Genomic DNA, 19,227 nt, shown 5'->3' with positions numbered 1-19,227 from the left:
TTTCGTGCCACCGTCATGAAGCAGTGGATATCTGACTCCTTTTTCACAGTCGGGAGTTCAGCATCACGAAGTAGCCATCGAAACTTAGTTCTGCCACGAGACTTCAATGCAAAGCTTATTGATCGTCATCGTTTTTGTGCCGATTGGGACCAAGTTTGAAATTTAGGCAACGGTCAAAACCGCACAAGTGGCATTCCGACTGATGCCTTGAGAGGTGCTCCCTTGAATCAGGCTACCAATGCTTCCCAATCCGCGGCGGCCCGTCACAATCAGGTCAGCTTTGCATTGCTCGGCGCATGCTATGATCTCGTCGACCGGATCACCGCGTTGGGTAAGCGTTTGCGAAACCGTCTGATTGTATTCTTTGGCAATCTCTTTGCCCGCGGAAATGATCTTGTCTGCTGCCCGCTGAACCTCTTCGTCTGAAGGCATTGTCGTGACGGCGTGATAGCCAGCAACAGCGCCCATTGCGAAAGCCACGGTTTGCGGCTGAGGTGTATGGACAAGGTGAATTTGGGAGCCATATTTGCTTGAGATATTACAGGCAACGCGTAGTGCTGATTCTGACGCCTCCGATCCATCCAAGCCAACCACGATTTTATTGAACATGTCGCACCCCCTCCTTTGTGAGGGGTCAGTATGGGCGCCCCCTCCCGCATTCGCCACGTGGCAGATCAGCAGGAACAGGCAGCTTCGCTGTCTGATCTGCAAATCAGCCCTGATTTTCCCAAAAGGAAGTCAGGATCATTGAAATCGGTCTGGGTGCTGGATGAAGGAAGTAAGGCGAAAATGGCTAGGTTCTGTCGCTGATGGCAGAACTATGTGTCGCCTGACAAAAGTACCAAGTGGCGGACCGAGGAGGATTCGAACCCCCGACCCCTTGATTCGTAGTCAAGTACTCTATCCAGCTGAGCTATCGGTCCGCGTTGGTGAGGCGGTGTTTAGACCTGCCGCCCAGAACGTGCAAGTCGATTCTTCAAAAATAATTTAAAAAGTCATGTCACCACGGGGAAGGCTTATTTCGAACACGGTTCCTTCGGATCCGGTCTGTTTCAGTGTCAGATCTCCACCATGCCCACGCACGAGTTCTTGGGAAATCGCCAGACCCAGACCAGACCCCCCTTTTCGAACCCCACCCTGAAACGGAGTGAACAGGTTTTCGCGCGCTTTTGGCGGCAGGCCCGGACCCGTGTCGCGGATTTCAATGCACCAGGTGTCTCCATATTCGCAGCCAGCAATCGTGACACGCCCAGGCTTGGCAGATGTCACCAAGGCCTGACGCGCGTTGCGCACAAGATTCATGATGACCCGGAACAATTGTTCGGGGTCTGCGCGGACGATCAGATCTTCAGGCACTTCGTTCACGATTTCGACGCAGGCATCAGCAACGGCAAGCTGTTCACTGGCTGCCACATCTGCAGCCAGTGACCGCACAGGGACCATCGTCAGTGTGGGGGCAGGCTCTTCCGCGCGACCAAAGGCCAGCGTGCTTTCACACAACGATACGGCTCGCGTAATGGAATTCACCAGTTTCGGTGCCATCCGACGAACCAGCGGATCGTCGCTGGATTCGATTCTGTCCGTGAACAGCTGTGCCGAGGTCAATATGTTGCGCAAGTCGTGACTGACCTTGGCAACCGCCCCACCCAGCTGTGCCAGCCTCTCGCGTTGTCGAAGTGCCTGTGTCAGATCCGTCTGCAGCATTTGCAGCGCCTCCTCGGCCTCACGCAGTTCAGTCACTTTCGAGTTCGGCGAGATGATGCCCCGCGCGTCTTCGGGCGCGCTGGCATAGCGCTGCATATACCCCACGACGCTTTTGATCGGCCGCACAAGAACCACGCGCACCGCAAGAAACAAAAGCGAAGCGGTGATGATCGAAATGACAAAAGACAAACCAAGAATGCGCAGGCCGTAGTCTACCATCGCCATGCGCAGTGGGGCGCTGTCCGTGGTGACTTCGATCAACAGCCCAGCGCCCTTGACCGGTTCGCCAATGACTCGAATGATTTCGTTCTCGGGTGTAAAAATCCGGCTCATCGCATCACGGATCAATACCAAAGGACCCGCATCGCGCAAATCGTATGTCTGGGCAATTGATTCCGGAATCGGAGAAGACAACATAAGTTGCCGAACCTCATCTCGGCGCAGCACGACGTTATACACACCGGCATTTGCCAACAGCTCTGCCTCAAGGTCCTCAGCCAGCATATCGTCTGCCAACAATGCCAGCGAGGCAATCTGGGCGCGTTCCAGGCGGTTCAGCAGAAAATCTTCGCGGAAGCGAGCAATAGACGGGACAAAAATCAGGACTTCGGCCAACATGACGAAGACCGTCGTCAGGATTAGAAATCGGCCCGACAGCGAGTTCAAAATGCGCCCCTCCTCAGGTCAGGGTATCCAGCGCTGGACGAACCTGACCACCCGTTTAACTGTCTGATTCTCAAACAGCCTTGGCGTGAAATAAGCACCAGCCACGCGTTTGTTAAGCTCTCCGATCGTCGGATAGGGCGAAACCATCGCAGCGATCTGCCCCATCTTCAGATTATTGGCCAATGCCAGCGACCACAAGTTGATCAATTCGCCTGCCTGATGACCGACGATTGTGGCCCCAACGGGTCGACCTTTGACGACCATGACTTTGATGAAACCATTTGTCTTACGTTGGGAAATGGCACGATCGTTGTGATGGTAGTCAAAGCGGGCAATCTCGAGCCTGTCACCATGCTGCGCAAGGGCCTGCACTTCGGTCAGACCAACCTGCGACAATTCCGGGTCGGTATAGGTGGCCCACGGGATATGTGCCGTTTTGGCTTTGGACGGCAGGCCAAACAGTGCCGAGCGAATGATGATGCCCGCGTGATACCCCGCCACATGGGTGAATTGCAGCCCACCTGCAACATCGCCAATGGCATAGACTTGGCGGTTTGTCGTCCTCAGGGCCTCATCCGTCTTTATGCCAGTCCGGGTGCGATCAATTCCCGCCTCCTCCAGATTCAGGCGTTCTATGTTGGCCTTGCGCCCGGCTGCGATCAAAAGATGAGAGCCTCTGTGAATTTCACCGATCTCGGTCACGACCTCAACTGCGCCTTCGCTTCCTCGGATTTGCGCAACCATTGCGTCTTCCCGGATGTCGACGCCTTCACTGCGCAACGCCTCCAGCACCACAGAAGCAGCTTCGGGGTCGTCCTTGCCCAACGCCTTTTGGCCTTCTATGACCGTGACCTTGCTGCCAAGGCGTTGATGGGCCTGCGCCATTTCCATGCCGATCGGGCCACCGCCAATGATCAACAAATGATCCGGCCGCTCGCGCAGTTCGAAAATGGTTTCATTCGTATAGTAAGGAACCGTATCCAGCCCCGGGATCGGCGGCACCAGAGGCGAAGACCCGGTTGCGATCACGATCCGCCGTGCAGTGATGACGAGGGCCCCCGCCTGCACTTTGTTGGAAGAGATAAAGGTGCCGTATTCGCGGATCACCTTGACGCCAAAGCCCTCGAACCGCTCCTGGCTGTCCATCGGCTCGATCTGGGCGATGACGTCATGTACATGATCCTTGGCCGCCGCATAGTCGATCTGAGGGGCAACATCCGCGATCCCGAATGCCGCGGAATGCGCCTGACCATAAGCGGTCTTCCCGCTTGCAATCAGCGCTTTGGACGGGACGCAGCCGAAGTTCAGGCAATCGCCCCCCATCTTGTGGCCTTCCAGAAGAACGACATCAGCACCCATTTGGCTGGCCCCAGCGGCAACCGAAAGTCCGCCGGACCCGGCCCCAATGACCAGGAGGTCTGTTTTCAGTTCGGTCATGGCTCAGCTGTCCTTATTTGCGCGCAAGGCTTTGATGACAATGGGCAAAGCTGCCAAAACGCACAACCCGATGATCGGCCCGATCACGAACGGCTCCCACAACAGGGACACATCCGGGGTTTCGCCGCGGTCGAACACTCCGCCAAGCCCGACACCAATCCAGGTGTAGACAATCCCACCCGGGATAATGCCCAGCGCCGTGGTGATCAGGAAGTTGCGAAACTTCACGCCAACCAATGCAGGCACCAGATTGGCCACAAAGAACGGGACAACCGGCACAAGCCGCAACAGGAACAGGACCGAGATCTCATTTTCGCGCAGACCGTCCTTCAGCTTCTTGACCGTCCCCTCCGAAGATTCCAACCGTGCAGTCAAAGACTCACCCAACCCCCAGCGTGCCGCCAGAAAAATGGCCGAGGCTCCGATAGTCGCTGCCACAACGTTGAAGACCGTACCTGCAAACAGGCCAAACAAGAATCCACCCGTCATCGACGCGACCGCCGCCCCGGGCAACGAAAACGCCACAATAACGATGTAAACAGTCACAAACGCGGCAGCCATGACCCAATAGTGACCATCGCGCCATGCCAGAAGCGCCTCACGATTGTCCCGCAAGGTTTCAAAGCTCAGGTAATCCCCCAGCGTGAAAAAGCCAGCTACGGCAACACCAAGGATAACCAGCAATGGAATATGGCGCGCAAACCCGCTGCGCGGGGCCTGGCTTGTTTCGGACATCAGGTTTTCCGGTTCTTTCTGTTTCATCTTGTGCCCAAGATGCGCTGCCCGACGGTCCAGCAACAGGGGGATCACGGGGCCTTGATCTTTGTGGCACCGAATGTGAGAGATTTCTTCGATAAACGGGTGTTTTGAAACCTTTTCGCCGCTGCGGTTACAGAATTGTTGCAAAAGGCGCGAAAACCCGGCTGTTGGGGTTTGACTTACCCCCCGCTTAGCAGTAGAGGACGGGCTTCGAACACTCGGGCCAGGCGAATCCGCGCCGCACCCCACCGCTATTGATTGGAGACGGAGCGATGAAACGCACCTATCAGCCTTCGAACCTGGTTCGCAAACGCCGCCACGGTTTCCGCGCGCGCATGGCCACCAAGGCCGGCCGCAAGATCCTGAACGCACGCCGTGCACGCGGCCGCAAATCGCTGAGCGCGTAAACCGCTCACCGATCAGGTTATGAACATGACGCCGCCGGAGGCCCCTGTGGATGGTAACAACCAGCCCGGGAACACGCCCCCGGCGGCGTCCGTTTGTGCGCCTGAACCATTGGCCGTACTCAAAAAACGTTCGGATTTTCTGAAAGCCGCCCGTGCACGCAGGCAGGGTACGTCCTCGATGATGGTGCAGGCCCGCAGACGTTCGGCCGACGAAGCCTGCGGGATTCGCGTGGGGTTTACCTGCTCCAAAAAGGTCGGCAATGCCGTGGCCCGCAATCGCGCCAAACGCCGTCTGCGCGAAGCTGCCCGTGCCGTTTTGCCTGAGTTTGGCCGCGATGGATGGGATTACGTGCTGATCGGCCGTGCCGAGGTCACCGCCGACCGGCCCTTTGAAGCTCTGTTGGGCGACTTGCGCTATGCACTCCGCAAGGTTCATACTTCGGGCAAATGACCTTTCTGTCCCATATCGTCGCCCTGCCCGTTCGGGCATATCGGCTGATCTTCAGCCCATGGGTCGGCTTCAATTGCCGCTATCAGCCCACCTGCTCTGCATATGCGCTTGAGGCACTTGAGAAACACGGGTCGGTCAAAGGATCATACTTGACCGCTCGACGAATTTGCCGTTGCCACCCCTGGGGGGGCGATGGGTATGATCCGGTACCTGATTGCGAGCATCACGACGCCTCCGCCTGATTCTTCATCAGACTTGACCGGCCCCCTTAATACTTGAACAACTCGCCGCAGTTATCAGGTGATAGCAGTCCCTCCTCCGGCACGCCCTTGGGTTGGATACTCACGCGCCGCTGACCCACCACTTGCCCGGTTGGACCATCTGCTGTAGGGGCAGCGCATGCTTGATGATGCAGACGATATCCACCCGCTCTTTGCTGGCGCGCCCTCGACCACCGAGTTCAAGAAGCTGCGCAAGCGCATCGTGCGTCAGACCCGCGAAGCGATCGAACAATATGGGATGGTGGACCCGTCCGCCCACGACAAGGATGGCAAACCGCCCCGCTGGCTGGTGTGTCTGTCAGGCGGCAAGGACAGTTATACGCTGTTGGCTGTTCTCTACGAACTGAAATGGCGCGGTTTGTTGCCCGTCGATCTGCTGGCTTGCAATCTGGATCAGGGTCAACCCGGTTTCCCGGCCACTGTGTTGCCAGAATTTCTGAACCGGATGGGTGTGCCACACCGGATCGAATATCAGGACACCTATTCCGTTGTGATGGACAAGGTTCCGCAGGGTCGAACCTATTGCGCCCTATGTTCGCGCCTGCGCCGCGGCAACCTGTATCGTATCGCACGGGAAGAAGGATGCGCTGCGGTTGTTCTGGGCCATCACCGCGACGATATTCTCGAGACGTTTTTCATGAACCTCTTCCATGGCGGCCGCCTGGCCACCATGCCGCCGAAGCTGGTGAATGAAGAGGGCGATCTTTTTGTCTTCCGACCGCTTGCGCATGTTGCCGAGGCCGATTGCGAAAAGTTTGCCAACGCAATGCAATACCCAATCATCCCCTGCGACCTATGCGGCAGTCAGGACGGGTTGCAGCGTCAGCAGGTGAAACAGATTCTCGATCAGTGGGAAAAGAACAGCCCAGGCCGTCGCCAAGTTATGTTCCGCGCGTTAACAAATGCACGCCCTTCGCACCTTCTGGATGCGAAACTGTTTGATTTCCTTAACCTTTCAATAAAATCTGGCAAAAATACTGAAAACTCGGGTGAAATTCCGCAGCTGCGTTAACGACTGACTCAGACTGGTTTCTTAGGCTCGATAGCATGTCATTCATGCCAAGGCCTAAAGCACGATGTGGAACCAATCTTCATTCAATCGTTTTTTCCACTCTTTGAAAACTATTGTGAACGGGCCCGCCGTGCTGGCGTTTGTTCCGGCGCTCAGTTTAGGCGCGTTCTGGGTGGGTGGTGAACGGGCCTTGGTTTCGATGGCTCTGGGCTTACCCTTGGCGATCGCCGGGCTGGGGGCAATATCAACCACACCGACACGTCCGGGACGAAGGGCATCGGATGGCCTGGTGTCAAATGACCACTTCGCATCCGCCTTGACAGATGTTTTTGCTGAAACCCGCCGCAAAGGCGAGGATTCAGCCTGTTTCGCCCTGGTTCTAGATGACTACACGCAGCTGCTCGATCTTCACGGACAGGCGGCTGCAAACCATGTGGCACAACAATTCTGTGCGCGTGTCATGTCAATGATCCGCAACCGTGACTGCGCGACTCGAATCGGTGGGAACAAAATGATGGTTGTCCTGCGCCCGGCTCGGCAACTGGATCTTGAAGCGTGCATCCAGCTATCCGGCCGAATGCAATCCGCCATAGAAGAGCCGATCATGTTGAACGGAACCGGCGTTTATATGTCCTGCTCAATCGGGTTCAGCCTGAGCGACAGTTTCCCCAGCGGATCCGCGATGGATTGGCGCGATGCCGCAAACAATGCCTTGCTTGAGGCGCAACAAAACGGCCCATCCACGATCCGGGCCTTTTCGTCTGAGACACGCCGCCGGGCACAAGTACGCACCAATCTGCGTAAAGAATTTGATGCGGCGCTGGACAGCGGTGAGATTCGCCCGTGGTTTCAGCCTCAAATTTCGACCGACACCGGGCGCGTTACCGGTTTTGAGGCGCTGGCCCGGTGGGAACATCCTTACAAGGGGGGTTCTCAGCCCCAATGTCTTTCTGCCCTTTGCCGAACACGCCGAACTCATGGGGCGGTTGGGACAGACGATGCGGCACTACGCGTTTTCGGCTACGCGCGACTGGGATCAGGCTGGGCTGTATGTGCCGCGCATAGGAATAAATTTTTCCTCTGATGAACTGCGTGACCCGGGCCTGATCGACCGCCTGAAATGGGAGTTGGATCAATTCGACCTGACTCCAGATAGGCTGGCAGTCGAGGTGCTGGAAACCGTTTTCTCCCGTCGGCCCGATGATGTCATCACCCGCAATGTCACCGGGTTGGCTGCCATGGGCTGCTGTATCGATCTGGACGATTTCGGGACAGGCCACGCCTCAATCGCGTCAATCAAACGGTTCAACGTGTCCCGCATCAAGATCGACCGTTCCTTTGTCACCAAATCTGATCAGGACCCAAGCCAACAACAGCTGGCCAGTGCCATCCTAACCATGGCTGAGCGTTTGAATCTGGAAACATTGGCGGAAGGCGTCGAAACGCCGGGTGAGCACGCATTGATGGCTCAGCTAGGCTGCGACCACGTTCAGGGTTTTGGTATCGGCAAGCCGATGCGCTTCGAAAAAACCGAGGGCTGGATCAAGTCTTATCGCAACAAGATCGACGGGGTGCCTAAAATCGGACGGGAAACAGGCTGAGGAACCCGAAATCAGCCCAAAGAAGACCAGAACGTGACGAAATGACGGGCGATTCCGCTTGACCTTTGGGCCCGCACTCTGTTGAACCCTGCGGGTGTCTTTCACTGCTCAAGGTGGCTGTCCCCGATGGACGATCAGAACAAGAATCTCATCCTCGCAACCGCGCTCAGCTTTCTCGTGATCCTGGTCTGGTTTGTGCTGTTCCCCCCGCCGGAACCGACGCCTGCACCGGAACAGGCTGAAATTGCCAATGTCGAAGGCAATGAGGTTCAGACGCCAAGCGCTGCTGAAACAGGCGCTGTGGGGGAAGCAACCGCAGCTGCGACCGAAGCTGAACCCGAGGCTCAGGCCCCGCGGATCAGCATCGACACGCCGCGCCTGACCGGAAGCCTGTCGCTCGCCGGTGGTCGCATCGATGAGCTGTCGCTGAAAGACTACAAGGTTTCGCTGGCCGACGATTCTCCGATTGTCGAACTGTTGGCACCGGTGGGGTCCGAGTCCGCGTATTACGCACTATACGGCTGGGCTCCTGGCGCGGGCCTGAGCGGTGCCGACGTACCCGGCCCCAACACCATCTGGTCCGTTGAACAGGGTGAGACCCTCGGTGTCGACAGTCCGGTGACGCTTGTTTGGGACAACGGCAACGGCCTGACCTTCCGCCGCACCATCTCGGTGGATGATAACTACATGTTCAGCGTCACGCAGTCGGTTGAAAACGCCACCGAGGCCGAGGTCGGCATGGCCCCCTACGGCATCTTGGCACGCCACGGTATTGGCGAAGACGGTGATCTGCCTGGCCTGAAGAACTTCTTCATTCTTCATGAGGGCGTTATCGGAATGGCTGACGGCACTCTGACAGAAGTGGATTATGGCGACGTTCGTGATTTCGACATCGATCCGAACGAACGCGCGCAGGCCGAGGTATATCAGGTCAAGGAAAACGGCTGGATCGGTTTCACCGATCACTACTGGATGACCACGCTGATTCCTGAGCCTGGTTCCGCATTCAAAGCAGCCGCCAAGTATGACTCGCGCCGCAAGATCTATCAGACAGAGACCGTTCTGCCGACGCTGACCGTTGCGCCGGGTGCGACCGAGCAGGTCACGACTCGCCTTTTTGCCGGTGCAAAAGAATGGGAGGCTATTCGGGAATACCAGTCCGAAGGCGTTCAGAAATTCATCGACAGCATCGATTGGGGCTGGTTCTTCTTCCTGACCAAACCGATCTTCTGGCTTCTACACAACATCAACGTGCTGATTGGCAACATGGGTTGGTCGATCATCGGTCTGACGCTGATCATTAAGGCGATCCTGTTCCCACTGGCCTACAAATCCTACGTCTCGATGGCCAAGATGAAGGAATTGCAGCCGCAGATGGAGGCTCTGAAAGAAGCCGCTGGCGACGACCGTCAGAAGATGCAGCAAGGCATGATGGAACTGTACAAGAAGGAAAAGGTGAACCCGGCCGCAGGCTGTCTGCCGATCCTGTTGCAGATCCCAATCTTCTTCTCGCTATACAAGGTGATTTTCGTCACGATCGAACTGCGTCAGGCACCCTGGTTCGGACCGTTCCAGGACCTGAGCGCGCCTGACCCAACCTCGATCTTCAACTTCTTTGGCTGGCTGCCTTGGGCGACACCCGCACCTGAAAGCATCATGGCGTTGATCTTCATCGGTATTCTGCCGCTGCTGCTGGGTATCTCGATGTGGCTGCAACAGAAGCTAAATCCGGCACCAACCGACGCCACTCAAGCGATGATCTTTGCTTGGATGCCCTGGGTCTTCATGTTCATGCTAGGCGGTTTTGCCAGCGGTCTGGTCGTCTACTGGATTGCGAACAACACGATCACGTTCACACAGCAATACCTCATCATGCGCAGTCAGGGCTACAAACCGGACGTGTTCGGGAATATCAGATCCGGCTTCAAGAAGACGCCAAAAACGGACAACAAATGAGCGGGACAGTCTCAAATCTCTGGCGTCACCCGATCAAAAGTCACGGGCACGAAGCCCTGAGCCAAGTTACAGTCATCCCCGGGCAGACCATGCCCGGGGATCGCGTTTGGGCGGTTGCTCATGAAGCCGCCAAGACAGATGGGTCGGACTGGGCCCCTTGTTCGAATTTCAGCCGCGTCGCAAAGGCACCCGAACTGGCGGCGATCTCCGCCGAGTTGCACGGAGATCAGGTGACACTCCGGCACCGCGACAGACCCGATCTGAACTTCACCCCGGATGCCGAACAAGAGGTTTTTCTGGATTGGGTAAAGCCGCTGATGCCCACTGACCGCGCAGCATCTGCCCGGATAGTCCGGGTTCCGGGACGCGGAATGACGGACAGTGATTTCCCATCCATCAGCCTGTGCAACATGGCTTCTCACCGCGCGGTCGAACAAAAACTTGGTCAAACGCTGTCCACCGTACGCTGGCGCGGGAACATCTGGATTGACGGCCTGCCCTTGTGGGAAGAGTTTGACTGGTTGGGGCGCGAAGTCCGCATTGGGCAGGCCGTGTTCCGTGTGCGCGAACGGATCACCCGCTGCAAGGCCACCACCGCCAACCCCGAAACCGGTGCGCGCGACGCGGACACTCTGGGCGCGCTGAGCAGCTGGGGCCATCAGGATTTCGGTGTTTACGCCGAAGTCGTTCAAGGCGGTGAGATCCGTCTGAATGATGAGGTGTGCGTGCTATGACATCACTTCCGTTTCCACTGGCTGAAGAGCCGGATGACCTTTCCAAGGAACGCGGGCGCAAACTGTTCGCTGGCCCTTCTGAATTTGTCAAAGGCGTGGTCGCCATGAACGGCCTGCCCGCCCCTGATCGGTTGGAGGTCTGCTTCGCAGGCCGGTCGAATGTCGGCAAGTCCAGCTTGATCAACGCGCTGACCGGAACCAAGGGTCTGGCACGGGCCTCAAACACGCCCGGGCGCACGCAAGAGATCAACTTTTTCACTCAGGGCCCCGAACTCTATCTGGTGGACTTGCCTGGCTATGGCTATGCGAATGCCCCGCTGAAAGTGGTGGAGAAGTGGCAGAAACTGCTGAAACAGTATCTCAGCGGTCGCCAGACCCTGCGTCGCGCCTTTGTACTGATCGATGCGCGCCACGGCGTGAAACCGGTTGATGCCGAGATCATGAAACTGCTGGATACCAGCGCCGTAACCTTTCAATGCGTTCTGACCAAGTCCGACAAGGTCAAGGCCAAGGATCGCGAGAAGGTGCTGGACCAGACGCGCGCTGCCTTGTCCAAGCACCCCGCAGCATTCCCGGAAATCGTGCTGACCTCTTCCGAGAAAGGCGACGGCATCGCGACCCTGCGGTCCATCATCGCGCATCTGGAATAGCTTCGCCCTTGGCAGGGCCGTGCAAAGGCCCTAACACAGGTCTCCAAAGGGACTTTAGCCATGAAGACACGAGATATGAACCGGGACTGGATTGCCACCGCAGCTACACTCAACAGCGCTCTGCCCTATCTGCAGCGCTATGACGGAGCCATTGTCGTCATCAAGCTGGGCGGCCACGCGATGGGCAGCAATGAGGCGATGGAAAGCTTTGCCCGTGACGTGGTTCTGATGCGGCAGGTTGGGGTCAATCCAGTCGTTGTGCATGGCGGCGGTCCGATGATCAACGCCATGTTGGATAAGCTGGATATCCAGTCCGAGTTTGTGAACGGCAAACGTGTGACTGATACCGCAACCGTCGAAGTGGTCGAGATGGTTTTGTCCGGTCTTGTGAACAAGCGCATTGTTCAGGCGATCAATGATCAGGGCGGTTCGGCGGTTGGCCTGTCTGGCAAAGATGCAAACCTGATGACCTGCGACCAGACAGACGCGTCGCTGGGATATGTGGGCACACCCGCCGAAATGAACCCCAAGATCCTGCAAGACCTGTTCTCACATGACGTAATCCCGGTGATTGCTCCGCTGGGCGCAGGTCGTGATGGCGAAACATTCAACGTCAATGGCGACACGGCGGCGGGAGCAATTGCCTCGGCGCTAAAGGCCGACCGGTTGCTGCTGCTGACCGATGTCTCGGGTGTCAAGAACGCCGCCGGAGATGTTGTCACCGAACTGAAGGCCGGGCAAATTCGCGAAATGACCCGTGAGGGCACGATCGCAGGAGGCATGATCCCTAAGACCGAGACTGCCCTTGACGCGCTGCACAGCGGTGTTCGGGCCGTGGTGATCCTGGACGGACGCGCGCCAAACGCAGTGCTGCTCGAACTGTTCACGGAACACGGGGCCGGGTCGCTGATACGGCCGGACTGACCCGTTTGAGGAAGGAAGAGACATGACCAATCTTGCACAATCTTCCTCCGATCCAAATACAGCGCCCTATGACCACGTCGCTGAGGCAGCCCGTTGTAATGGGCTGATTGTCATGGGGGCACTGCATCCCCGCAAGGTGGACGCCAAACAGCTTGAAACCGGCACGCTGGTCCTGTTGGGGGCCGGGGGGGACTTTTGGCCAGTCTTGAAAGCAGCCCCAGAATGGGGCGCACCCGATCCGGTTGACCGGTGGTCCACCAGAGTGATTGGCGGGATGGCCCGGACACTTGGTGCAGATGCCTTTTTTCCCTTTGGCGGGCCTCCTTATGCTCCTTTCATCGACTGGGCGCTGAAATCAGGACGGACTTTCAGCAGCCCGGTCGGGGCGTTGGTGCACGATACCGTTGGCATGATGATCTCGTATCGCGGTGCACTACATTTTGCCGACGAATTCGATATCCCAAACACATACGGACAATCCCCCTGCACCACCTGCGACGCGCCCTGCACGCGAGCCTGCCCTGTCGGCGCCCTGAACGCACAAGAGTTCTACGACGTCTCGGCCTGCCACAGCCATCTGAATACGCCCCAAGGGCAGACCTGCATGACCGGCGGCGGATGTCTTGCCCGCCTTGCCTGCCCTCTTAGCGCGGGCTCGGGACGCACATCAGAACAGTCGGCCCATCACATGAGGTCGTTCCACCCGTCATGACCCACACCCTGATCCTGACACGCCACGCCAAATCCAGCTGGGACAATCCGATGCTGGACGACCATGCACGACCGTTAAGTAAACGAGGAAGCAAGTCTGCCTCCGCAATTGCCAAATGGTTACGTGCACATGGATGGGTGCCGGATGAGGTTCTCAGCTCGACCTCAACCCGAACCCGCGAAACCTGGGGTAGGATGGCGATGACAGCTGAGTATGTCCGTTTTCAGGATGCGCTTTACCTGGCGGGTCCTGACCAGATGATACGCCAGTTGTTCGAAGCGAAGGGTCGGACCGTCTTGATGTTGGGACACAATCCGGGGATCGCACAGTTTGCCCGCCAACTGGTGCAGGACACTCCGGCACATTCGCGATTTCTGGACTATCCGACCTGCGCAACAACCGTCATGGAATTTGACGTTGCCAGTTGGGCCGAGCTCCAATGGCACACCGGGAAAGTTCTTGGCTTCGCAATTCCGCGCGAATTGCTAGAATAGAAAAAGGCGGGGCAAAACCCCGCCTTTCCTTTGAGTTTAGGCCGGTTAGTGGCCCAGAATCTGGCTGAGGAACAGTTTGGTCCGTTCGCTCTGCGGGTTGTTGAAGAACTCTTCTGGTTCGTTCTGTTCAACGATCTGGCCGGCATCCATAAAGATCACCCGGTTGGCCACCTGCCGGGCAAAGCCCATCTCGTGCGTCACGCACAGCATGGTCATGCCTTCCTCGGCCAGCTCAATCATGGTGTCCAGCACCTCTTTGATCATCTCGGGATCCAGCGCCGAGGTCGGTTCATCGAACAACATGATCCGCGGCATCATGCAGAGTGAGCGGGCAATCGCCACACGCTGCTGCTGACCACCTGACAACTGGCCGGGATACTTGTCGGCCTGCTCGGGTATCTTAACCTTTTCCAGGAAATGCATCGCACGCTCTTCGGCCTCTTTCTTAGGCGTCTTGCGCACCCAAATCGGCGCCAGCGTGCAGTTTTCCAGAATGGTCAGGTGCGGGAACAGGTTGAAGTGCTGGAACACCATGCCAACCTCGGACCGGATCTTGTCGATGTTCTTGAGGTCATTCGACAACTCGATCCCGTCCACAACGATCTTACCCTGCTGGTGTTCCTCCAGCGCGTTCAGGCAGCGGATCAGGGTGGATTTACCAGACCCCGACGGGCCCGCGATAACAATCCGCTCGCCCTGGTTGACGGTCAGATTGATGTCGCGCAGCACGTGGAACGACCCGTACCACTTATTCATGTTGTTAATGTCGATGGCGATCTCGTCGCTCACCTGCATCTTGGAACGGTCGATTTCACGGTCAATTGCAAGTTCAGACATATGTTGAACTCCTTAGTGATGATCTGTGGCAAGGCGACGCTCGAGCCACTGAGAATATTGAGAGATGCCGTAGCAGACGACGAAGAACAGAAGCGCGGCGAAGCCCAGAAGCTCCCAATAGACGCCGTTCCATTCGGTCGACGCCAAGATGGGACCCCGGATCATGCCCACCAGATCGAACATCGAGATGACCGAAACCAGTGTGGTATCCTTGAACAGGCCGACGGCCACGTTCACGATACCGGGGATCGAGATTTTCAGCGCCTGCGGCAGGATGATCAGCCGCATTGCCTGCGGGTAATCAAGGCCCAAGCTGTCTGCTGCCTCGTACTGTCCACGTGGAAGCGCTGCAAGACCGCCGCGGATCACCTCGGCAATATAAGCTGCCGAGAACATGGTGATCATGATCACAACGCGTAGGAACAGGTCGACAGTGCTGTCAGGCGGGAAGAAATACGCCAGCATCACCGAAGCCACGAAAAGCAGCGTGATCAGAGGCACGCCTCGGATGAATTCGATGAAGATGACACAGACCCATTTGATCAGCGGCATGTTCGACTGACGGCCCAAAGCCAGCGCGATACCCAGAGGCACTGACAAAGACACACAGGTCACACCCAGCATCATGTTCAGCATGAATCCACCCAGATCACGGCTGGGAACAGCTGTGAGCCGAGCATTCTCGGATAAGCCTTCGGGGATCAGAGCTCCGCCGACGTTCCAGATTACCAGCGCAGTCACGATGGCCCCAAAGAACCCGGCAGCAAAGCTGTTGTTACCCAGTTTCTGGAACACAGCACCCGCAGCAATGAAACCGACAAGCGCCACCACAGGAACCAGAATCGTGCCCCCCCAGATCAGCCAGAAAGCCACAAAAGGATAGACTGCGGTAAACAGCAACATCTTGCGGGGCAGATCAAAGAACAACACCGGTGCAAGGGCGACCAACATCAGCACTAAGGCTAGGTTCGGTCGCCAGTAAGCGTCGGCAGGGTACTTGAAGCCATAGATCAACTGAGGCCAGCGTTCGGTCAGAACCGCGAAACAGGCACCGGTCTTACCTGCCAGAATCTCACGGCATTCCGCCAAAGAGTTGGCATTCCACACCCCGTTAAAGATCCACGGCAACGTGTTCTTCAATAGAATGTAGATCAGCACCAGCGACAGCACCGTCAGGACAGTGTTTGTCACGCCCGAGAACAGATTCTCGCGCAGCCACTTAACCACCCCTGTCTCACGTGCTGGCGGAGGCGAGGGCGGGATTGTGTCTTCGGCCACGAAGGCGATCGGGTTTGTTGTTTGATCACTCATGGCTCAGCGCTCCTTCAGCTTGACGGAAGCGTTATAGATGTTCATCGCCATCGAAATCAGCAGGGAGGCCGTCAGATAGAACAGCATCAGCAGCAGAACACATTCGATCGCGCGTCCGGTCTGGTTCAGCGTAATACCACCCAGCGTCGCTGTGATATCCGCATAACCCACTGCAATCGCCAGCGACGAGTTCTTGGTGATGTTCAGATATTGCGAAATCAGTGGCGGGATGATGACCCGCAGCGCCTGAGGCAAAACGACAAGGTTCATGATCCGTCCCGGACGCAGACCCAATGCAGCCGCAGCTTCGGTTTGGCCTTTGCTGATTGCCTGAATACCCGCGCGAACGTTTTCCGCAATGAACGCACCAGTGTAGATGGAAAGAGCAAACCACAATGCAATCAGCGGGCCACCAACCTTGATGCCGCCACTGAAATTGAACCCTTTCAAAGCGGGAATATCCCAAGTCAGACCCATGATGAGCATCAACACGGCAAAAGGCATCAGCCAAACAGCCAGCTTGACCAAGAACGTTTTTGGGCGCTCACCAGTCGCTTCCTGCTTCAAAGTTGCCCGCTTTTCGATTTCTCGCGATGCAAACCACGAGCCGATCAGAACAACGATGACCAGCAACCAGTTCAGAATGGTTGCGCCAAACAGCCCGTTTGCGAATACGGGGCGCGGAACATAGACACCCCGGTTGGTAAAGGCGAAAGCATCGAACAACATGCTGGATGTTGCGTTGTCACCCCGGAACGCGCGCGGTCCGGGCAGCACAGCCGTCATGACGGTGAAGATGATGATGATCCAGATCAGAACCGGAATATTCCGAAAGATCTCGACATAGACTGCCATCAGTTTGGACACCAGCCAGTTGTTGGAAAGCCGCAGAACACCCGCGATCACTCCGAATATCGTGGCCGTGATACAAGCCAGAAAGGCGACCAATAGCGTGTTGAGAATACCAACAACCGCAGCACGCCCGTGGCTGGACTGACTGTCGTACTCAACCAGACGCTGGTTTATGTCATACCCGGAAGAGTCACCTAGAAAAGAGTAGGAAATGTTGAGCCCAGCGGCCCGCAGGTTCTGGATCAGGTTGTTACCGAGATACCAGATGGAAAGCGCAATAACGATCGCCGCGATCACCTGAAACGTCAGGGAGCGATAGCGGGTGTCGTTAATGAGCATGGACAACCGAAAGTCAGCTTTCGGTGGATCAGTCATAGTCGACATATTTTGAAATCCCCGTAGCGTGCGAATTTGTTTTCTTGGCGGGTTTCTCCCCGCTCTAGATATTTCCGCAGCTTTTTGATGCGAAGAGGGCGCAGGTTACCCCACGCCCAATTCCTTACATTTTAGCGGAACGGCGGCGAGTACAGCAGGCCACCTTCGGTCCACTGTGCGTTCAGGCCGCGTGCCAGACCGATCGGGGTTTCTTCACCGATGTTCTTGGCAAACACTTCGCCATAGTTGCCGCCGGCCTTGATGGCCTTCGCAGCCCAGTCAGCGTCCAGGCCCAGCATCTCGCCCAGGGTGCCTTCGGTACCCAGCAGACGGTTGATTTCCGGGTTGTCGGTGCCAGCGCTCAGCTCATCGATATTGGCCGAGGTCACACCCAGTTCTTCCGCCGAGACCAGCGCGTTCAGAGTCCAGCGAACAACGTCACCCCATTCGTGGTCGCCGTGACGGACCAGCGGGCCCAGCGGCTCTTTTGAGATGATTTCGGGCAGCAGAACGTGCTCGTCCGGTGCTTCAAACGTGGCGCGGGTTGCGGCCAGACCGGATGCGTCGGTGGTATAAACGTCGCATGCGCCAGCCAGATACTGCTGCTGCGCTTCGGCGTTTGTTTCGATCGGAACCGGCTCATAGCTGATGTTGTTCGAGCGGAAGAAGTCCGCCAGGTTCAGCTCGGTCGTGGTACCCGTCTGGATGCAGACAGTTGCGCCATCCAGTTCCTTGGCCGAGCTCACGCCCAGCGCCTTGGGAACCATGAAGCCCTGACCATCATAATAGTTCACACCAGTGAATTCAAACTTCAGGTCGACGTCGCGGCTGAAGGTCCAGGTGGTGTTACGGGCCAGCATGTCGATCTCGCCGGATGCCAGAGCGGTAAAGCGTGTCTTACCGGTAGTCGGAACGAACTCGACGGCGTTTGCATCGCCTAGAACGGCAGCGGCGACAGCACGACAAAGCGAAACGTCAAAGCCTTGCCACTCGCCATTGGCGTCGGGTGCAGCAAAGCCAACCAGACCGGTTGTCACGCCACAGTTCAGCTTGCCGCGCGCTTTAACGTCGTCAACGGTCCCTGCCATGGCTGCGCCAGCAGAAAGACCGGCAATCGTTGCCGCGCCCAAGATTACGGATTTTTTCATTTTTACCTCTTCCTGATTTTCCACCTCTTGCGAGGCGGCTCTGCCCGGCAAGTGGATGCCGGAAAGGTTACCCCAAAGGTGTCTCCCCTTTAGTGGGACCGAGTTTGGGCGTATTCATAAACAAACGTCAAGGGTCGGATCATCGAAAACGATGGATCACACCCCAAGCCCATTGCGCAATTGCCCAAATATCAGGAATTAAGGCTCAAACAGACATATCGAAGAAGCGTTTCGCGTGCAGAAACGCCGCCCTTTTGGTTTCAGCAACCTCATGCGCCTCGTCGTCGTGGCCCCATTGTTCGATCTGCCAGCTTTCATCCAACCGCGAAATGCGCCATATCTCGTCCGGTTTGCGCCAATCCAAGGCTGCCGCGAACCCGAGAATCAACGACCCGGACAGGCTGACCAGATCATGGAAGGCCGCCAGTTGAAACGCATCCAGCGCACGGACGCGCGCGCGCAGCGTCGCGAGGGCAGCGCCCGATTGCGGTTGATGCAGCACGCCCACGACTGGCACCAGACGGACGGACAGTGTTGACTCAGCCCAATTCAGTGCCGGGTCCCATTCGGCGCTTTGACGGTTCTGCAGCTCCTGCGGGTGTGTGGCCCGATAACACAGCAGATCTGAATCACCGTAATCGGCCAGCATTTCGGCCACCTCGGCGTGCTGAACACGCACTTTGTCGATTGCAGCATTGGCAGACCTAGTGAACGGCATTGTTGCGGGATCAACCACTTTTTCCTGCGCGTCCCATTCCGCCGCGACTGCTTCGGCCATCGGGCGGGTTGGCAAGATCAAACCTTGCTTGGCTGGGGTTTTGACACGCCGGCCGTCCAATTCAACCGTAAACCCGCCATCGGAGTTTACAACGGCACTTTCTTTCCAGAAGCGTTTTGGTTTCCAGTCGCTCATAGT

At 57.1% G+C, this 19,227-nt stretch carries 21 protein-coding genes and 1 tRNA gene; 12 read left to right on the top strand and 10 right to left on the bottom strand.

Annotation, left to right across the window (positions count from 1 at the left end; all coding sequences use genetic code 11):
• Window positions 1-162: 162 nt before the first annotated feature.
• The 5 genes from AC2FJZ_RS11615 to AC2FJZ_RS11595 all read right to left on the bottom strand — a co-directional run bounded on the left by AC2FJZ_RS11615 (window position 163) and on the right by AC2FJZ_RS11595 (window position 4,542).
• On the bottom strand, window positions 163-609 hold the full coding sequence (locus AC2FJZ_RS11615) for a universal stress protein (protein ID WP_496673768.1): 447 nt from the start codon (window positions 607-609) through the stop codon (window positions 163-165).
• Window positions 610-846: 237 nt separating this feature from the next.
• A tRNA-Arg gene (locus AC2FJZ_RS11610) sits at window positions 847-923 on the bottom strand.
• Window positions 924-987: 64 nt separating this feature from the next.
• Entirely contained in the window at window positions 988-2,373 is a 1,386-nt protein-coding gene (locus tag AC2FJZ_RS11605) for a sensor histidine kinase (RefSeq protein ID WP_496673156.1), read from the bottom strand.
• Between the two features lie 15 nt (window positions 2,374-2,388).
• Window positions 2,389-3,807 carry a dihydrolipoyl dehydrogenase family protein gene (locus tag AC2FJZ_RS11600; RefSeq protein ID WP_496777686.1) on the bottom strand — a complete coding sequence of 473 codons (1,419 nt, stop codon included), beginning with the start codon at window positions 3,805-3,807 and terminating at the stop codon, window positions 2,389-2,391.
• A 3-nt stretch (window positions 3,808-3,810) separates the two neighbouring features.
• Entirely contained in the window at window positions 3,811-4,542 is a 732-nt protein-coding gene (locus AC2FJZ_RS11595) for a TVP38/TMEM64 family protein (protein ID WP_172677927.1), read from the bottom strand.
• Window positions 4,543-4,838: 296 nt separating this feature from the next.
• Between AC2FJZ_RS11595 and rpmH the strand changes: the two genes are divergently transcribed.
• The 12 genes from rpmH (at window position 4,839) to AC2FJZ_RS11535 (ending at window position 13,788) form a co-directional block, all read left to right on the top strand.
• Window positions 4,839-4,973, top strand: a complete 135-nt coding sequence (gene rpmH, locus AC2FJZ_RS11590; RefSeq protein WP_005980833.1) for a 50S ribosomal protein L34 — start codon at window positions 4,839-4,841, stop codon at window positions 4,971-4,973.
• Window positions 4,974-4,998: 25 nt separating this feature from the next.
• Complete coding sequence (gene rnpA / locus AC2FJZ_RS11585; RefSeq protein ID WP_496777685.1) at window positions 4,999-5,424, top strand: ribonuclease P protein component; 426 nt, start codon at window positions 4,999-5,001, stop codon at window positions 5,422-5,424.
• On the top strand, window positions 5,421-5,666 hold the full coding sequence (gene yidD, locus AC2FJZ_RS11580) for a membrane protein insertion efficiency factor YidD (RefSeq protein ID WP_083445393.1): 246 nt from the start codon (window positions 5,421-5,423) through the stop codon (window positions 5,664-5,666). The genes rnpA and yidD overlap by 4 nt, the downstream gene beginning before the upstream one ends.
• A gap of 157 nt (window positions 5,667-5,823) precedes the next feature.
• Window positions 5,824-6,717 carry a tRNA 2-thiocytidine(32) synthetase TtcA gene (gene ttcA / locus AC2FJZ_RS11575; protein WP_496777684.1) on the top strand — a complete coding sequence of 298 codons (894 nt, stop codon included), beginning with the start codon at window positions 5,824-5,826 and terminating at the stop codon, window positions 6,715-6,717.
• A 115-nt stretch (window positions 6,718-6,832) separates the two neighbouring features.
• On the top strand, window positions 6,833-7,801 hold the full coding sequence (locus AC2FJZ_RS11570) for a diguanylate cyclase domain-containing protein (RefSeq protein WP_496777682.1): 969 nt from the start codon (window positions 6,833-6,835) through the stop codon (window positions 7,799-7,801).
• Window positions 7,716-8,318, top strand: coding sequence for an EAL domain-containing protein (locus tag AC2FJZ_RS11565; protein ID WP_496777680.1), 603 nt, complete (start codon window positions 7,716-7,718; stop codon window positions 8,316-8,318). The genes AC2FJZ_RS11570 and AC2FJZ_RS11565 overlap by 86 nt, the downstream gene beginning before the upstream one ends.
• 126 nt (window positions 8,319-8,444) lie before the next feature.
• Window positions 8,445-10,274, top strand: coding sequence for a membrane protein insertase YidC (yidC, locus tag AC2FJZ_RS11560; protein WP_050605870.1), 1,830 nt, complete (start codon window positions 8,445-8,447; stop codon window positions 10,272-10,274).
• Entirely contained in the window at window positions 10,271-11,008 is a 738-nt protein-coding gene (locus AC2FJZ_RS11555; protein WP_496777678.1) for an MOSC domain-containing protein, read from the top strand. The genes yidC and AC2FJZ_RS11555 overlap by 4 nt, the downstream gene beginning before the upstream one ends.
• A complete protein-coding gene (gene yihA / locus AC2FJZ_RS11550; RefSeq protein ID WP_496777677.1) occupies window positions 11,005-11,658 on the top strand; it encodes a ribosome biogenesis GTP-binding protein YihA/YsxC in 654 nt (217 codons plus the stop codon). The genes AC2FJZ_RS11555 and yihA overlap by 4 nt, the downstream gene beginning before the upstream one ends.
• Window positions 11,659-11,718: 60 nt before the next feature.
• The gene (argB, locus tag AC2FJZ_RS11545) at window positions 11,719-12,582 is read left to right on the top strand and encodes an acetylglutamate kinase (protein ID WP_496673124.1); all 864 of its coding nucleotides are present in this window, start codon (window positions 11,719-11,721) and stop codon (window positions 12,580-12,582) included.
• 22 nt (window positions 12,583-12,604) lie between these two features.
• Window positions 12,605-13,294, top strand: a complete 690-nt coding sequence (locus AC2FJZ_RS11540; protein WP_496777675.1) for a ferredoxin — start codon at window positions 12,605-12,607, stop codon at window positions 13,292-13,294.
• Window positions 13,291-13,788 (top strand): SixA phosphatase family protein, encoded by a 498-nt coding sequence (locus AC2FJZ_RS11535; protein ID WP_496673118.1) that lies wholly within the window; start codon window positions 13,291-13,293, stop codon window positions 13,786-13,788. The genes AC2FJZ_RS11540 and AC2FJZ_RS11535 overlap by 4 nt, the downstream gene beginning before the upstream one ends.
• A 45-nt stretch (window positions 13,789-13,833) precedes the next feature.
• On the opposite strand, the gene AC2FJZ_RS11530 is transcribed toward AC2FJZ_RS11535, so the two are convergent.
• The 5 genes from AC2FJZ_RS11530 to AC2FJZ_RS11510 form a co-directional block, all read right to left on the bottom strand.
• Window positions 13,834-14,625 (bottom strand): amino acid ABC transporter ATP-binding protein, encoded by a 792-nt coding sequence (locus AC2FJZ_RS11530; RefSeq protein ID WP_050605864.1) that lies wholly within the window; start codon window positions 14,623-14,625, stop codon window positions 13,834-13,836.
• A gap of 12 nt (window positions 14,626-14,637) precedes the next feature.
• Window positions 14,638-15,936 (bottom strand): amino acid ABC transporter permease, encoded by a 1,299-nt coding sequence (locus AC2FJZ_RS11525; protein WP_496777674.1) that lies wholly within the window; start codon window positions 15,934-15,936, stop codon window positions 14,638-14,640.
• Window positions 15,937-15,939: 3 nt separating this feature from the next.
• Entirely contained in the window at window positions 15,940-17,172 is a 1,233-nt protein-coding gene (locus AC2FJZ_RS11520; protein WP_050605862.1) for an amino acid ABC transporter permease, read from the bottom strand.
• Window positions 17,173-17,294: 122 nt separating this feature from the next.
• Window positions 17,295-18,311 carry an amino acid ABC transporter substrate-binding protein gene (locus AC2FJZ_RS11515; protein WP_050605861.1) on the bottom strand — a complete coding sequence of 339 codons (1,017 nt, stop codon included), beginning with the start codon at window positions 18,309-18,311 and terminating at the stop codon, window positions 17,295-17,297.
• Window positions 18,312-18,516: 205 nt separating this feature from the next.
• Entirely contained in the window at window positions 18,517-19,224 is a 708-nt protein-coding gene (locus AC2FJZ_RS11510) for an ATP12 family chaperone protein (protein ID WP_496777672.1), read from the bottom strand.
• Window positions 19,225-19,227 lie beyond the last annotated feature (3 nt).

Source organism: Ruegeria sp. CDSA079 (assembly GCF_059612245.1).
This window is presented reverse-complemented; position numbering and strand designations above follow the sequence as displayed.

Coding starts and splice junctions, on each gene's coding strand:
- AC2FJZ_RS11615 (WP_496673768.1), bottom strand. CDS start 609: ATGTTCAATAAAATCGTGGTTGGCTTGGATGGATCGGAGGCGTCAGAA.
- AC2FJZ_RS11600 (WP_496777686.1), bottom strand. CDS start 3,807: ATGACCGAACTGAAAACAGACCTCCTGGTCATTGGGGCCGGGTCCGGC.
- AC2FJZ_RS11595 (WP_172677927.1), bottom strand. CDS start 4,542: ATGTCCGAAACAAGCCAGGCCCCGCGCAGCGGGTTTGCGCGCCATATT.
- rpmH (WP_005980833.1), top strand. CDS start 4,839: ATGAAACGCACCTATCAGCCTTCGAACCTGGTTCGCAAACGCCGCCAC.
- rnpA (WP_496777685.1), top strand. CDS start 4,999: ATGACGCCGCCGGAGGCCCCTGTGGATGGTAACAACCAGCCCGGGAAC.
- yidD (WP_083445393.1), top strand. CDS start 5,421: ATGACCTTTCTGTCCCATATCGTCGCCCTGCCCGTTCGGGCATATCGG.
- ttcA (WP_496777684.1), top strand. CDS start 5,824: ATGCTTGATGATGCAGACGATATCCACCCGCTCTTTGCTGGCGCGCCC.
- AC2FJZ_RS11565 (WP_496777680.1), top strand. CDS start 7,716: ATGCGGCACTACGCGTTTTCGGCTACGCGCGACTGGGATCAGGCTGGG.
- yidC (WP_050605870.1), top strand. CDS start 8,445: ATGGACGATCAGAACAAGAATCTCATCCTCGCAACCGCGCTCAGCTTT.
- AC2FJZ_RS11555 (WP_496777678.1), top strand. CDS start 10,271: ATGAGCGGGACAGTCTCAAATCTCTGGCGTCACCCGATCAAAAGTCAC.
- yihA (WP_496777677.1), top strand. CDS start 11,005: ATGACATCACTTCCGTTTCCACTGGCTGAAGAGCCGGATGACCTTTCC.
- argB (WP_496673124.1), top strand. CDS start 11,719: ATGAAGACACGAGATATGAACCGGGACTGGATTGCCACCGCAGCTACA.
- AC2FJZ_RS11540 (WP_496777675.1), top strand. CDS start 12,605: ATGACCAATCTTGCACAATCTTCCTCCGATCCAAATACAGCGCCCTAT.
- AC2FJZ_RS11535 (WP_496673118.1), top strand. CDS start 13,291: ATGACCCACACCCTGATCCTGACACGCCACGCCAAATCCAGCTGGGAC.
- AC2FJZ_RS11530 (WP_050605864.1), bottom strand. CDS start 14,625: ATGTCTGAACTTGCAATTGACCGTGAAATCGACCGTTCCAAGATGCAG.
- AC2FJZ_RS11525 (WP_496777674.1), bottom strand. CDS start 15,936: ATGAGTGATCAAACAACAAACCCGATCGCCTTCGTGGCCGAAGACACA.
- AC2FJZ_RS11520 (WP_050605862.1), bottom strand. CDS start 17,172: ATGTCGACTATGACTGATCCACCGAAAGCTGACTTTCGGTTGTCCATG.
- AC2FJZ_RS11515 (WP_050605861.1), bottom strand. CDS start 18,311: ATGAAAAAATCCGTAATCTTGGGCGCGGCAACGATTGCCGGTCTTTCT.
- AC2FJZ_RS11510 (WP_496777672.1), bottom strand. CDS start 19,224: ATGAGCGACTGGAAACCAAAACGCTTCTGGAAAGAAAGTGCCGTTGTA.